This is a genomic window from Halosimplex amylolyticum, assembly GCF_051414035.1.
Classification (GTDB): Archaea; Halobacteriota; Halobacteria; order Halobacteriales; family Haloarculaceae; genus Halosimplex; species Halosimplex amylolyticum.
The window spans coordinates 616,170-628,087 of the sequence record NZ_JBLKNW010000001.1; the positions used below are offsets into that span (position 1 = coordinate 616,170).

At 67.2% G+C, this 11,918-nt stretch carries 8 protein-coding genes; 5 read left to right on the forward strand and 3 right to left on the reverse strand.

The window, feature by feature from the left end; all coding sequences use genetic code 11:
- The first annotated feature begins 218 nt into the window (after positions 1-218).
- Both ACMGFE_RS02840 and ACMGFE_RS02845 read left to right on the forward strand, forming a co-directional pair.
- Positions 219-2,378: an ABC transporter substrate-binding protein gene (locus tag ACMGFE_RS02840; RefSeq protein WP_436923577.1), complete on the forward strand. Its 2,160-nt coding sequence runs from the start codon at positions 219-221 to the stop codon at positions 2,376-2,378.
- Between the two features lie 752 nt (positions 2,379-3,130).
- Positions 3,131-4,366, forward strand: a complete 1,236-nt coding sequence (locus ACMGFE_RS02845; protein WP_436923578.1) for an iron-containing alcohol dehydrogenase family protein — start codon at positions 3,131-3,133, stop codon at positions 4,364-4,366.
- Positions 4,367-4,541: 175 nt separating this feature from the next.
- On the opposite strand, the gene ACMGFE_RS02850 is transcribed toward ACMGFE_RS02845, so the two are convergent.
- Positions 4,542-7,022 (reverse strand): hypothetical protein, encoded by a 2,481-nt coding sequence (locus ACMGFE_RS02850; protein WP_436923579.1) that lies wholly within the window; start codon positions 7,020-7,022, stop codon positions 4,542-4,544.
- A 173-nt stretch (positions 7,023-7,195) separates the two neighbouring features.
- Between ACMGFE_RS02850 and ACMGFE_RS02855 the strand changes: the two genes are divergently transcribed.
- Entirely contained in the window at positions 7,196-7,618 is a 423-nt protein-coding gene (locus ACMGFE_RS02855; protein ID WP_436923580.1) for a hypothetical protein, read from the forward strand.
- A 63-nt stretch (positions 7,619-7,681) separates the two neighbouring features.
- Here ACMGFE_RS02855 and ACMGFE_RS02860 read toward each other — a convergent pair whose 3' ends face one another.
- Positions 7,682-8,593 (reverse strand): hypothetical protein, encoded by a 912-nt coding sequence (locus ACMGFE_RS02860; RefSeq protein ID WP_436923581.1) that lies wholly within the window; start codon positions 8,591-8,593, stop codon positions 7,682-7,684.
- Positions 8,594-8,815: 222 nt separating this feature from the next.
- Here ACMGFE_RS02860 and ACMGFE_RS02865 point away from each other — a divergent pair, with 222 nt between their 5' ends.
- Both ACMGFE_RS02865 and ACMGFE_RS02870 read left to right on the forward strand, forming a co-directional pair.
- A complete protein-coding gene (locus ACMGFE_RS02865; RefSeq protein WP_436923582.1) occupies positions 8,816-10,000 on the forward strand; it encodes a tubulin/FtsZ family protein in 1,185 nt (394 codons plus the stop codon).
- A gap of 132 nt (positions 10,001-10,132) precedes the next feature.
- Positions 10,133-10,705, forward strand: a complete 573-nt coding sequence (locus tag ACMGFE_RS02870; RefSeq protein WP_436923583.1) for a DoxX family protein — start codon at positions 10,133-10,135, stop codon at positions 10,703-10,705.
- A 155-nt stretch (positions 10,706-10,860) separates the two neighbouring features.
- Here the strand turns inward: ACMGFE_RS02870 and ACMGFE_RS02875 are convergent, their stop codons facing one another.
- Positions 10,861-11,520 carry a GNAT family N-acetyltransferase gene (locus ACMGFE_RS02875; RefSeq protein ID WP_436923584.1) on the reverse strand — a complete coding sequence of 220 codons (660 nt, stop codon included), beginning with the start codon at positions 11,518-11,520 and terminating at the stop codon, positions 10,861-10,863.
- Positions 11,521-11,918 lie beyond the last annotated feature (398 nt).

The window sequence follows — 11,918 nt, forward strand, 5'->3', positions numbered from 1 at the left end:
GACGGAATCGTCGATTCCGGCGGTCGCAGCGCCGTCTGCGAGGAGTCGCGGAGCTCCACACGGATTGTCGATCCACACGCCGTCCTCGTCGAGGCGTACTGGCCAGACCGGTTCTCTCCGAGGCCGGCGCCAGACGCCCGCGAACGCGGACGAGAGCCGGTCGAATGGGTAATCGAATACTAGTAATTTTTTTATAGCATGCGATGAAGTGGGTTACTATGCGGGAGTATGACAACCTGCGCGATAGATTGTCGCGACGGCAGTACGCACAGTTGCTGGCCGGTGTCGGGATCACCGGTCTCGCTGGCTGCCCGTCGCAGGGTGGAGACGGAACGACGGCCGACCCGGGGTCGACGCCGACAGAGACGCCGACGTCGACCGATTCTGGTTCGGGGGACACGCCGTCCGGGTCCGACACCGCTACCCAGGAGCCGACGCCGGAAGGCGAGCCGGTGACGAGCGAGATCCGGATCTTCCAGGCTAACTCGCCGGACGTGTTCGACGCGAACCTCTGGGCACCCCAGGACAATACGACCGGCATTGGGTTCATGACGGAACTCCACGCCCTGATGAACGTGCACACGCGCGAGATGGCCTACAGCGGCCTGGAGATCGAGACGCCCTGGAAGCCCGGGAAGGAAAGCGTCTCGATAATGACGTGGTACGAGGGCTACGAGGTCGAGGCGCCGTACGACGTCTACGAGATGCACGACGACCGCGCGACCTACTGGAACGGGGATCCCTTCGACGCCGAGGCGCGCGAGCTCCACGACCACGTGCATTACTTCCAGAACGGGAACAAATTCAACGAGGACACGGCCTTCCAGAGCGAGGCCACCAGCCAGTGGGAGTACCACTGGTGGAACGCCGACGGGAGCAACGGACTCGAGGACAACCCGCAGGCCAGGCACATCCTCGAGGCCAACGCGGCGCCGAACGACGGCGACATGCCGCTGCACCCCGACTTCACGCGGCCGTACTTCGAGCGCTACCAGGACGCCTCCTCCGCCGACGAGGCGCAGTCGGTCACGGATGACCTCACTAGCGACCGCATCTCGCTCCAGCGCCTGATGGACGAGGGCTGGGGGAGCGGCCCGTACGAGATCCGCTCTGAGGACGACATCGGCTCGGCCCGGCTCACGCTGCGGCTCCGCGACGAGGCCGCGGCGAGCAGCGGAGACACCGAAGCCGCACACCCGAACGCCGCTAACACCAACGTCACGGAGCTCGCCCTCATGTGGGGTGAGGGCGACCGTCGACAGACCCTCGCGAGCAACGGGTCGCTCGACCTCAACGGGAACATCGTCGCACCGAACAGCCTCTACCCGCGAGAGAGCCTGCCGGACCACATGCAGGAGATCACCCGCTGGCTGCGGTCGACGGGCGGGGACAAGTGGCGGTTCAACTGGCACGGTGAACACCTCCGGAACCTCTGGGTACGCCGCGCGCTCGTGGCGGCGGTCGACTGGACCGCCGCCGGTGCGAACGGCTGGGGTGACGAACGGTCCGTGCCCATCGAGAACCACACGTACATGCTCGACGCGCAGTCGCAGTCGACGTTCTCGAGCGACTTCCTCGACAGTCTCCACAGCTGGCCCGTCGAGTCGGACCTCGACGCTGCCGCGGAATACCTCGAACGCGGCGGCTACAGCAAGCAGGGCGGCCAGTGGGTGGATCCCAACGGCGACGCCGCGGAGATTGACCTCATCTACCCGTCGGCCATCGGCGACTACGCCGGCGCCGCCCAGACGATCAAGGCGAACCTGTCCAAGTTCGGATTCGGCGTCAACTTCAGCAGCCAGGGGTGGTCGAGCTGGCAGAGCAACCTCACCGCCAGCGACGGCCTCAACTACGACTCCTCGATCTTCTGGCACGGGTACGGCAACTCGTTCGGGTACTACAACAGCACGCCCGGCTGGTGGTCCGGCACGCTCGTGATGGGCAAATCGGGCTCGCCCACCGAACGGGTCGACCGCGACACCGAGATGGACTCGCAGGGCAAGCCGCTCCAGGTCCAGATTCCCTCGGAGGTCGGCTCCATCGAGGCACCGGACGAGGCCGGTCGCGACCCGGACCTCTCGGACGGCGAGGAGATCAACCTGGCGGATATCGTCTACCAGATCCGCGACCCCGACACGTCCGAGGAGCAGCTCCAGGACCTCTACCGGAAGTGCGCCCGGTACTACAACTACTACCTGCCCCACTTCGTGTTCCACCAGTACAACTGGGGCGCCTGGGGCAACGTCCGCGACTTCGAGTGGCCGGACGCGGCCCACCGCGGGCTCGACTACGAGCGCGGCTTCGGCATCAGCGCCGCGCTCATCCTCGGCGGCCTCGTCGAAGCGAGCTACGACACGGAGTTCGAACCGCCGGAGTAAGCCGGCACACACCGGCTCGTCGACGGTTCGGTCGCTGACCGCTCCGATCGACTGAACGCCCGCCCACGCGTTCGCCGCAGCCGGATCGCAATTACCACTCGGGTTCCGTCGGCCGTCACGCGGCGCGACCGTCTCGACGGCGCGGAACTCCGCACCACTCCTTGCCGAACGACCCGCGAGCGACGCGACCGCGCCGCCGTTCTCCGAACCTCCGTCGGCCGACTGCTGCGTCGCGACGTTCGACGGTCTCGAACGGTGAAAGACAGGTTACCTTTTTCGGAAAGTGGCGACAGACAGTTCGTTTCGTAGATTTGCCGTCGAGATCTGAAAGAAGCCCTGTCTCGGGTTTATTCGGGACTTAATTGCATCTTCCCGGCAGGTGTCGATCGAAGTATGTTTCCGAGAGACAGGACTTTTGATCGGCTGAAATCTGTCGTACCTGTCTCTAAGACGTCGGTACTCGACTCGGATACGAAACCCATACGTTCTCTCCACACTAACTATAATGTCATGTATAAAATTCTGATATATGTCTGCTGTTTGTGCGAATCTGCGACGATCGGTCCGGCGACGTAGCGGTGGACCCACGTCCGAACGCCGGTTACCGGGAACGGTTGTCTCACGGAGGGAGATAACCGTTTCCCACACGAGGGTTCGGAGTCGACAGACGACACCAGCTGGGATCTGCTCGTCGGGGCCACTCCGACCGACTGGCCCGGTGGACTTACGGATCTATCGACCGATCCGGGCGTATGACGACCGATACGCGCGGTTCCGAGCGCGGGTTCACATTCGACTACGACCCGGGCGAACTCCGGTGCGCCCGGGGGTCCACGGCAGATCTCGGGGCCGTCCTGGCCGAGCGGAACCTGGACGACGCACTGGTCGTGACCGGCTCGAACGTGGGGGCGAATCGGGACGTGATGGGGCCGATCGAGGCGGGCCTCGGCGACCGGCTCGCCGGCGTGTTCGACGAGACGACGCCCGCGAAGTCCCTGCGGACGGGTCTGGACGGCGCTCGGCGCGTCAGGGAGGACGGGATCGACGCGCTGGTCGCCGTCGGGAGCGGGAGCAGTCTCGACGTGGCGAAGGTGATCAGCGCACTGACGAGCCACGAAGACGTCGACGCTGCCGCGGAACGCGCGCTCGAATCCGGGGCCGTCGCCGTCGCGCCCGATGGCGAGCCGACGCCGGTCGTCGCCGTCCCGACGACGCTGGCAGGGGCGGACCTCTCGGTGATCGCCGGCGTCGGCCTCACGCTGGAGTCGGCCGGGCGCTCGGACCGCGAGATCCCTAACGGATCTGTCGGTGACCGCCGGCTGATGCCGACGGCGCTCTGTTACGACCCGGCGCTGTTCGAAACGACTCCCAGGAGCGTGCTCTGCGCGTCGGCGATGAACGGCTTCGACAAGGCCGTCGAGTGTCTCTACTCCCGGTACCGGACGCCGGTGACCGACGGCACGGCCATGCGGGCGCTCTCGCTCATGCAGTCGGGATTCGGGACGCTTCCCGACGAGTCGATGGACCCCGATCGACTGTACGACGCGGTTTCGGGCGTCGTGCTCGCGCAGTACGGCATCTCCACGCCCGGGACCTACCGGGCCTCGGTCGTCCACGCGTTCGGCCACGGCTTCTCCCACGACTACGACGTCCACCAGGGGACGGTCCACGGCATCCTCGCGCCCCACGTCCTCCGGTACGTCTTCGACCACGTGAACGGGCGCCGCGACCTGCTCGCCGAGGCGTTCGGCGTCGCCGGAGCGGACGCCGGCGACGCCGAGACCGCCGAACGGGTCGCCGACGCGGTCGCGGCAGTCAGCGACGACCTCGAACTCCCGTCCCGATTGCGCGCGATCGAGGGACTCTCTCGCGACGAGTTCCCCGCCATCGCCGAGGCGATCCGGGAGGACAGTCTGATGGAAGGCGCTCCGGAAGGGCTCGACCCGTCGACGGCGGAGATCGAAGCCGTCCTCGACGCGGCCTGGTGACCGGCGAGTCGGGAACGTAATCGACAGAGCCGACGGCGAACGGACGCTCGACAGGCCGCGACTGAAGCGATCGGTGGACCGGTGGAATCGGTCGAGATCGGTCTGTCGCGGGCGATTGCGTCGATCGGCAGTGACGACAATCAGCGTCCGAAAAAAGGCTGCGGGCGTTCAGCGACTACTCGTCGGTCGCGGCGGCCGTCGAGTTCGTGGCCGAGTTACTGCCGCTGTCTTCGCTTCCGGAACCGTCACTGGCGCCGCCGGAACGCTCGTCGTCACCGCTGCCCCCGGGGACGCCGACGCCGCCCTCGTCGGTTTCGCCGTTGGTCTCGTTCGTCGACTCGACGACTTCGACGGGGACGGTGATCGGGTCGGGGAGGGCGTAGGGGACGCCGTCCTCGTCGACGACCCAGTCGACGCGGAGCGTGATCGTGTTGTTGCCGGGCTCGATCGGGTCGTTGCTGAAGGTGTCCGTCTCGACGCCGAGCGTGCCGATGGCGACGGTCCCGTTTCCGGTGGCGCCGTCGAACGCGGTGGCCGACGCTTCTGCGCTGTGAGAGCTACCGCCGGCGCTCGCGGAGAGCCGCGAAGCGTTGATATTCAGGTCGAGGTCGGGCCAGACGGCCGGGGACCCGGTCCGGTTCGCGGAGATCGAAAGCGCCGAGATCCCGTTGTCGACCCCGCTGAGCGTGAGGTTCGTCTTCGCCGTGCCGTCGACCGGGACGGTGAGTGACGTCTCGTTCAGGGAGAGCCCGACCGTGCGGTTGGACTCCTGCGCGACGACGAGTCGCCCGGTGGCCGACGCACCGGCCTCTCGCGTGTCGACGGCACTGACGCCGACCTCGTAGAGGCCAGCGTCGAACGCGGCCGCGGAGACGTTCATCCGGACGTCCCCGCTGACTTCGAGGCGGGCGACGGGCCGGCCGCCGTCGCGCTCGACGCCGGTGAAGGCGCCGACCGCGCCGAAGGCGTCACGCAGTTCGTCGGCCGAGACGGACTCGCCGTTGGCGTCTTCGACTGCGACGTGGACGACGTAGTCCGTGCGTTCGGAGTCCAGCGAGAGCGAAACGCGGTTCTCGCCGGCGGCCGCGTCGACGAACGTGCGGTTGGTCTCGAGGCGGAAGAAGTTCTGACTGGCGAGGGAGAACGCGGCCTCGGCGTCCGTGCCGGTGCCGACGACGCGTCCGTCGTCGAGGACGAGCGACTCGCCGTCGTCGTTCCGGAGCACGTACTCGCCGTCGGGGAGCGTCGCCGACTCCAGGACGGCCTCGCCGTCGTCGAAGGAGACGCGGCGGACGACGTGGGGATCGAAGAAGTCGGTCCGACCGGGGAGCCGGACGAGTTCGTACGTCGCTCCGTTCGCTCCGCGGTCCGCGAACCGGACGTTCTGCCCGCGGTAGAACGTCTCGTTGGAGGAGACGTCGACGTCGGCGCTGAGACCGCTGTGGTCGACGTGACCGATGTTGGGGATGGAGACCGTCGACTCGGTGGTCGCGATGCGGTCGGACAGGAGACCGGTCACGCCGGCGAGTCGGAGTTCACCGTCGACCCGATGGGCGGCGGTGATCGTCCCGTTGAACTGTGCGGTCCGGTCGAACAGCTGACTGCCGTCGTCGTCGACGCCGCGGAGGCGGATCGCCGTCTCACCGCGGAATCGGTTTCGCCCCTGTTCGAGGAGGACGACGCCATCGCGGTGGGCGAACACCTGCTGGACCCGGCTCTCGTTGCCGACGCCGTAGAGGCGACTCCAGCGAGTGACGCCCCCGTCGTCGACGCGGCTGACCCACGTGTTCGTGCTGTAGGCGCCGCCGAAGTCGGTCTGGGTGCCGGCGAGGAGCGCACCGCCGTCGTCGGTGGGGACCGCGTCGACGACGCGCTGGTCGACGTTGCCGCTGACGGTCCTGTTGAACCGCACCTGGCCCGACTGGCCCGTCCGGAGCACCCAGGGGTTCGAATAGCCGGCGTTGCCGGCGATCAGGAACCCGTCCTCGGTCACACGGAGCGACGTCGGAGAGGCGTCGACGCCGTAGGTCTTGCTCCAGATCGCCTCGCCGCTCGTGAGTTCCGCGAGGCGGACGCCGTCGTCACCGGGGAGGCCGACGGCGACCGCGACGCCCTGGTCGGTGGCGCGGAGCGTATCGCCGGTCGTCCCGTACGTCGACTGTGCGCTCGCGTTCAGTTCGTATCGCCAGGTCACGTCGCCGTCGCTCGTGAGTCGAACGACCTCGACGGTCGTCTCCGGCGGGTACGTCTCGGTCTGGGTGTCCCGCGTGGTGACGAACGCGTACACGTCACCGTCGTCGTCGACGGCCACGTCGCTCACTTGCGTCGTCGCGTTCGTGGTCGAGAACGTCCGCTTCCAGTCGACCCGGTCGTCTTCGTAGCGGACGATCGACCCGTTCAGCGTTCTGGGAACCGACCGGACGCTGTAGTTCTTCGGCAGTTCGACGCCACCGACGATCGTCGCGCCGTCGTCGGTCTCCTCGAACGCCATCGGGACGGTCGTTCCGTCGGAACTGTTCGACTGCGCGTCCGCCGAAGCGGCGGACGGGGTGGAGGGCGTTGCGGCGGTCGCACCGGCGGGCACCACGGCGACGAGGGTGCCGACGACGACCAGTGCGGCCAGCCAGCAGGCGGTTGCGGTTTCCGTTCTGGGCATGTAGTCGATCTGAACCCCGCAGCTACGTAGTAGGTTTCGCTAACTCAAATGCGGCCTTTAGTTACCGATCCCGCACGAACCGAGACCGAACGGCCGCGACTCATCGTGGAATCGGGACCGACCGATCTGTGACCCGCCCGACGTTTATGGTACCGAGGCGCCAACTGCCACGCGTGACAGAGGGATACGAGCCGGCGGAGGTGCCGTGTTACGAGGACCAGGCGACCCGGGACGCCGAGTACGAGCGCGCCGAGCGCGAGCGGACGCCGTTTTTCGCCGTCGAACGCTACGAGGAGGGGTACGCGGTCACCTACGACCTCCTGCCGGCGGGGAGTGAACTCTCCAGACCCGCCCGGAAGGAACTCGACGAACGGCTCACGCGCGAACTCGAAGACCTGGTCGGCGACCCGTCGATCCCGACTCGCGAGGCGAGCAAGAGCGTCGGCGCGTCGCTGGGGAGCATCTCCCTGTTCGGCCGCGAGGAGACCGCCCGGCGCGTCGCTGCGGTCGCCTCTCGGTTCGTCCTCGACGAATCGAACTGGGTGGAGGCCACCCCGCCGGAGGGGTCGGCAGGCGGGCAGTTTCGCGAGAACTGACCTGCACGCGGACCGGGCTCGGAGCGGGGACGCGAGCGGTGAGTACCCCTCGGGCGTCGCGAGTCAGGCGTCGTCGCTCACCACGCCGTCGGTGTACGCCTCGGGGACGACGAGCAACTGCTCGTTGCGCTCCAGTTCGTCGCCCGTCGCGAACACGATGTCGTCGCCGCCGGCGACGCGGACGCCGTCGTAGACGCTCTCCCAGTGGTCGAGGACCTCGTCCGGGACGGTCACCAGTCGGTCCTCGGTGACCTGCGTGCTGGCGACGTATCGGACGTCGTCGCCGTCCTCGATCGGGTCGTACAGTTGCGAGACGACGACCGCATCGTCGTCGCGGATCCCCCAGACCACCTCGGCGTTCATCGAGAGGAACTCCTGATTGAACGCTCGCTGGGGCGCCGGCACCTTGTTGCTGTGCTCGTCGAAGGCCGCCGCGCCCAGGCGGTCGTCGGCGAGCGGGACAACGTCGTCGGCTGACTCCCCGCTCTCGTCTGTTTCCGCCGTCGATTCGGCCTGTTCGACCTCCTCGGGCTGGTCCGCCACGGCGTCTTCGATGTCCGGGCCGGTGTCGACGACCGACGACGCTTCCTCGCCGCCAGCGTGGTCCGGTTGGCTTCCCGATTCGCTGGCGGCGCTCTCGATGTCCGGACTCGTGTCGACCACGTCAGACTGTTCGATGTCGATGCGTTCGCCCCGGTCGCGCCGCGAGCGGCGCTGGACGACCGCGATGGCGAGGAGTCCGGCGCCGACCGCGAGACGGGCGACCCCGCGTGCGCGGTGGCCGGCCCGGATGGAACGGAGCCCGCGAACCACTGTCGCACCGCCGCCGAGGCCAGCGAGCGCGCCCGAACGCGCGCCCTTCCGGACGTAGCCCGAGAGTTTTCCGGCTGTCCCACCGGCGCCCCCGGAATCGCGCTGCTGGCCGCGTTCGCTGTGCTCGCCGATTGACTCGTGGCTCGCGTCTCTGTGGCTCATGCTGTCCGTTCTTTGGGTCTCGACGCGTAAATCCGTGCGGGCGGCCGGTCGTCTCGGTCGGGCGACAGGCGGTCGTCCCGGCCGTCGAGCGGCGGTAATACGCCGTATAACAATACCCGTGTCGGCCGCGAGTCCGAAGCGACACGGGGCGACGTCGGCGTCGGGATATCGAGGGCTTACCGCGGGCGAGAGCCGACCACTGACCCCCGTCACGAGGCAACCATGAAAGTAGCACTCATCGGCTTCGGACAGGCGGGCGGCAAGATCGTCGACGAGTTCGTCGACTACGAGCGCCGGACGGGACTGGACATCTTCAGCGCCCCGATCGCGGTCAACACGGCGAAGACTGACCTGCGCGGGCTGGAGAACGTCCCCGTGGACAACCGGGTCCTCATCGGCCAGGCACGCGTCAAGGGCCACGGGGTCGGCGCCGACAACGAACTCGGCGCGGAGATCGCCGAGCAGGACATCGGCGAGGTGCAGAGCGCCCTCGACACGATCCCCGTCCACGAGGTGGACGCGTTCCTGATCGTCGCGGGGCTGGGCGGCGGCACGGGCAGCGGCGGCGCGCCGGTGCTCGCCAAGCACCTCAAGCGTATCTACACCGAGCCCGTCTTCGGTCTCGGCGTCCTCCCGGCGGCCGACGAGGGCGGCATCTACACCCTCAACGCCGCGCGGTCGTTCCAGACGTTCGTCCGCGAGACCGACAACGTGCTCGTCTTCGACAACGACGCCTGGCGACAGACCGGCGAGTCGATGGCCGGTGGGTACGACCAGATAAACAGCGAGATCGTCCGCCGGTTCGGCATGCTCTTCGCCGCCGGCGAGACCGTCGGCAACGAGCAGGTCGCCGAGAGCGTCGTCGACTCCTCGGAGATCATCAACACGCTCGCGGGCGGCGGCGTCTCCACGGTCGGCTACGCCTCGGAGACGGTCGACCGGAGCGACGGGGGACTCCTCTCGCGCGTCGGCGGCGGCAGCGACGAGGGGCCCGTCGACGACATGGCGGAGGCCAACACGACCAACCGCATCACGTCGCTCGTCCGGAAGGCCGCGCTCGGCCGACTCACGCTCCCCTGTGACCTGTCGGGAACCGAACGCTCGCTGCTGGTCGTCGGCGGGCCGCCCGGGTTCCTCAACCGGAAGGGGATCGAGCGCGGGCGGTCGTGGGTCGAAGAGGAGACCGGGAGCATGGAGGTCCGCGGAGGCGACTACCCGATCCCCGAATCCGACACGGTCGCGAGTGCCGTCCTGTTCTCGGGCGTCCACAAGGTCCCCCGGATCAAGGAACTCCAGCAGGTCGCCATCGAGGCCAGGGAGAACATCGACCAGTTGCAGGCCCAACGCGAGGACAACCTCGACAAGTTGCTGAACGAGGGCGCCGAGGAGATCGCACCGCTGTACTGAGCGATTCTTCCTCGGTCGCGGACGGTTCTCGATAATTCACGTAACGTATCGAGAACCATGCTACCGCATATACATACCAACTTATTACCTCGCCCGTCGTCTAACGAAGTAGGAAGTTCTCTTCCGCCTACCATGACAGCAGCAACCACTTCCCCAGACACTCGTAACACGTTTCAGAGCACTATCGCCGGGTACACCGTCGGCGGCCGCGCCCACAGTCTCTCCGCCTGGTTCGTCCTCTCGCTCCGGCTCATGATGGGCTGGGCGTTCGCCTACTCCGGCTTTACGAAGATCGCCGCGGGCGGGTTCGACTCCGGCGGCTACCTGACCCACAGCGCGGCGACGAACGGCAACCCCTTCGCGAGCGTGTTCGCGTGGATGGGCTCCACGCCGTGGTTCGTCGAGTTCGCGAACGTCGCCGTCCCGTGGGGCGAGCTGTTCATCGGGCTCGGGCTGCTCGTCGGCGCGCTGGTCCGCCTCGCGGCGTTCTTTGGCGCGCTCATGATGCTCATGTTCTACTTCGGGAACTGGAGCATCGAACACGGCGTCATCAACGGGGACTTCGCGTACATGCTCGTGTTCCTCGCCGTCGCCGCCTTCGGCGCCGGGCGAATCCTCGGACTGGACCAGTACATCGAGAACTACGACCTCGGCGGACAGACCCTCGTCGAGCGCTACCCCAGGCTCGAGTACGTCCTCGGATAACGCGTTTGCGCAGTAATTTCTACCCGTCTTCCCGTCGATTTCTCCGGCTTTTCGTCCTTTCTCGCCTTCTCCGTCTTTCCGTCGACTTCTCCGGCTTTCCGTCCTTTCCCGCCTTTTCCGTCTTCGCGTCACCACAGCGTTACAGCGCGAGCGACTCAATCCGACGTCGCATGGTCCGTCCCAGCGCGCGAGAGGTCGCCGCGTACCAGTGGCGGTTGGCGACACGAGAGCGTGTCCGCCGACGAGTCGAGCGGTCGGCGCATCCGGAGGACGCCCATCGGCCGGCCCACCTGGTTGTACGACACTTCTTCGACCGTTTCGAACCCGAGGTTGTCGTAGAGCCGGCGGGCCGGGCGGTTGCTGGGCTCGACGACGAGAGTGAGCGCGTCGCGGTCGCCGACGACCGCCGCCGCGAGGACGTGCTTGCTCACCTCCGTCCCGATACCCCGGTGCTGGTAGTCCTGATGGACGAAGATGGCGAACTCCGGCTCTGGGTCGTCGGTCGGCGTGTACAGCGCGTGACCGACGACACGGTCGTCGCCGGCGACGACGAAGTTACACCCCTCGCCGAGACAGTCGTCGAGCCAGTCCCGGACCCGGGGGCGGTTTCGCGGTGGGAGCCCTTGCGCTCGCTCGCCCGGCGCGAAGTCGTCGTACATCTCCACCAGTGCGTCTCGATCCTCGGCTGTCGGCGGACGGACGACCCAGCGGTCGCCCTGCGAGTCGACGAACCGCGGACACCGCGGCGGACAGTGGATTGATCCCTCGCAGTCCGCCGGTGACCAGTACGAACACGCCCCGTCGGTATCGCTCATGATCGAGTCTCCGCTATCCGGACGGATAAGGTGGCGAGTGCGCTCTCAGATCGCGGGAACGGGCGACCTGTCAGCCGATGTCTGGTCTGCGACTGGGACTGGGCCCAGACCGGAATCGCGGCCGAAATCCGGACAGAGCGGACCATCGGGCGCTCCACCGCGGTCGGGGTCCGGACTGTGACGGTTACGACCGACGGACGTGTGATGGGCAGAGAGACACACACCGGATTCCGAGTTAGTGGGGGGTTCGGCGGGGTCGACTGTCGCTGTGAGGGCTGAACTAACTCGGAATTCGGTGTGTCCCTTCTAGAACTAGCTTTCTAGTCTCTGTCTACTAGTGTGTGAAAAGGAACGGTGGTTGTATCTAGATGGAGTGACACTAGAGATAGCCGTGCTAT

Bases quoted from the DNA above. Each gene is read 5' to 3' on its own strand.
- ACMGFE_RS02840 (WP_436923577.1), top strand. From the start codon at position 219: ATGCGGGAGTATGACAACCTGCGCGATAGATTGTCGCGACGGCAGTAC.
- ACMGFE_RS02845 (WP_436923578.1), top strand. From the start codon at position 3,131: ATGACGACCGATACGCGCGGTTCCGAGCGCGGGTTCACATTCGACTAC.
- ACMGFE_RS02850 (WP_436923579.1), bottom strand. From the start codon at position 7,022: ATGCCCAGAACGGAAACCGCAACCGCCTGCTGGCTGGCCGCACTGGTC.
- ACMGFE_RS02860 (WP_436923581.1), bottom strand. From the start codon at position 8,593: ATGAGCCACAGAGACGCGAGCCACGAGTCAATCGGCGAGCACAGCGAA.
- ACMGFE_RS02865 (WP_436923582.1), top strand. From the start codon at position 8,816: ATGAAAGTAGCACTCATCGGCTTCGGACAGGCGGGCGGCAAGATCGTC.
- ACMGFE_RS02870 (WP_436923583.1), top strand. From the start codon at position 10,133: ATGACAGCAGCAACCACTTCCCCAGACACTCGTAACACGTTTCAGAGC.
- ACMGFE_RS02875 (WP_436923584.1), bottom strand. From the start codon at position 11,520: ATGAGCGATACCGACGGGGCGTGTTCGTACTGGTCACCGGCGGACTGC.